The 2243-nt window shown below is 36.4% G+C and carries 2 protein-coding genes; both read right to left on the bottom strand.

From position 1 onward, the window contains the following. Nucleotides 1–911: protein rep (locus EDC33_RS12575; RefSeq protein WP_148087060.1), on the bottom strand; the 911-nt coding region annotated here is incomplete at its 3' end. A gap of 251 nt (nucleotides 912–1162) precedes the next feature. Next, nucleotides 1163–1309, bottom strand: coding sequence for a hypothetical protein (locus EDC33_RS12720; RefSeq protein ID WP_170156427.1), 147 nt, complete (start codon nucleotides 1307–1309; stop codon nucleotides 1163–1165). Nucleotides 1310–2243: the final 934 nt, after the last annotated feature.

The following is a 2243-nucleotide window of genomic DNA, read 5'->3' on the forward strand; positions in this document are numbered from 1 at the left end:
TTTTCTTCCAACATCTGATTGTTCACTTCTTTTTGCATGTCTTGATTCATGAGTTTCCGTTCGGTTTCGATGTAGTCAGTTTTACCCCAGTGATAAAAAATTTGGTAGATGTAGTAGGTTGGATCCATGTCTTTATAGTGGTCGAGTGCTTTGGTTTCATAGAGTGTGCTGGCGTCTTTAAAGAGGCCGGAATATACAATAAGGCGCTTGCCGGAAAGTGTGTTATAGAATGTGTCAAATACGGTTTCGTCTTGGAGATAGTCGCTGTCTTTGGCGCTGTATTTGGCAATTTCGGAGACTTCTTTTTTGTTGTCGGTGTGTTTTACGCGTCTGATGTCTACTTGCGTGATGAGTGGATTTTTTGTTGATTGTTGCCAGAGTTGGAGCCATCTATCACGTTTGATATATTGCCTTTTATTATTAAAATAGTGTTTATCAACGGCTAAGATTACGTGAAAATGCGGATGATAGTCGTCTCGATCTTTGTTGTAGGTGACTTCTAATTTCCGCACATAGCCTTTTACGGCCGTCTTTACTTCTTTGCGCTGCATCATCCGTTGAAATGACCGATTGTAATGCTTAATTTCATCGTTGAGTTCTGCAGCTGTCACATTGGGTGCCGTCAAAGTGAGAAAGAGAAACTCCTTTTTCTCCTCTTTTTTGAGATACTCCATCAAAATACTAATCTTCATGGCATTCTTACGGGCTTTCTTCCATGCACAGACTGGACAGAACCGATGCTCGCAGTTATTAGAACGGTGTAATTTGGTTTTTTCCATCGTAATATCAGCCACCATAAATAAGAATGTATTACAGTCCTTTACCCGTTCCAGTGTCTTTTCGCTGACATGCTTACTGATGAGCGTCTGTAACAGTTGATTTTTCCGCTTTTTCTGGGTATACTTCTCCATAAGTGAATAAATCCTTTCTACCAAGAAAGGTGCATACAAAAAAACTTGCACTTTCCCCTAGGTTTTATGTTTTTGGCTTCGACACCTAAAACACTAAACTAGTAGACGGAAATATGCAAGTTTTTTTGTGTTTAAAGCAGTCATATCAACACTTTTAGAGATTTCATCTCAATCAGAATTATGACGTATAGTATCAAGACAAGAAGAAACTCGTTTCACTCGTTTCAAAAACCAAAACCAAAAACTCACATTTAATCCTTTTTATCATCTTTTTCTAAACCAAAAATCAATAAAACAATTACAGACAAAAGCATAAAAGGAAAAAATATAGAAGTAGCTAGAAAACCTATAATCATAATTAACCAAAAAGAATCAATTTTATAATTTCCAAACCTCATACAAGACCTCCTTTTTAAATCACAATAACATAATTGCTTTATTCCAATTGCTTTATTGACGTTGAGCCTCGGAACCCTTAACAATCCCAAAACTTGTCGAATGGTCGGCTTAATAGCTCACGCTATGCCGACATCCGTCTGCAAGTTTAGTTAAGGGTTCTTCTCAACGCACAATAAATTTTCTCGGCATAAATGGATCTCCGATGATTATATCGCTCAAAACGTTAAAAAGAGCCCTCAGAGCGTTTCTGAGAACTTAAATCACAGGAAAGTACCCTAAAAATGATTTAAACGCTCATATACGCTTATTTTAATTTCTAGCATATTATCTTACGTCTATTCTTTGTTTTTCTTATTCAATTCTTCCCATTTTTCCGTTTTGACTAAAAATCCCATTGCAATTGTGGCAACGACTCCTGCTAAAAAACTCAATATAATCATCATAAATATCTCCCCTTTATATAAATAACATCAGGACTGCCCAGTTACACGCACGATTATTTTTTACAAAATATCGAACGTAAACTGTCTCGATTCGCTTCAGGAGTGAGAACAAAATCTGAAAACCTTTAATTCCAGTAAGAGCATAAGGAGGTTTTTCCGGATATTCATCCTACAAAACCTCAAAACCTTTGATATGTCGGCAGTGCCGACGATATATTTTTCCGATCTGTTTTTGGCTAAATGTACCTCTAGAAGTACATCAAAACCCCTGTTTTTCGTTGTAATATTACAAAGGTACCTCTGGAGGTACATCAAAATCACTTAATCATCCATCACTTTTCAAAGTAAAAATTAAAAAAAGAGCAACTGTTTTTAGTTACTCTTCATCAAAATCTTTTTCTTCCAACATCTGATTGTTCACTTCTTTTTGCATGTCTTGATTCATGAGTTTCCGTTCGGTTTCGATGTAGTCAGTTTTACCCCAGTGATA

The organism is Salinicoccus roseus, from assembly GCF_003814515.1.
Classification (GTDB): domain Bacteria; phylum Bacillota; class Bacilli; order Staphylococcales; family Salinicoccaceae; genus Salinicoccus; species Salinicoccus roseus.

Excerpts from the sequence above, each read along its gene's own strand:
- EDC33_RS12720 (WP_170156427.1), bottom strand. The coding sequence starts at position 1,309 with ATGAGGTTTGGAAATTATAAAATTGATTCTTTTTGGTTAATTATGATT.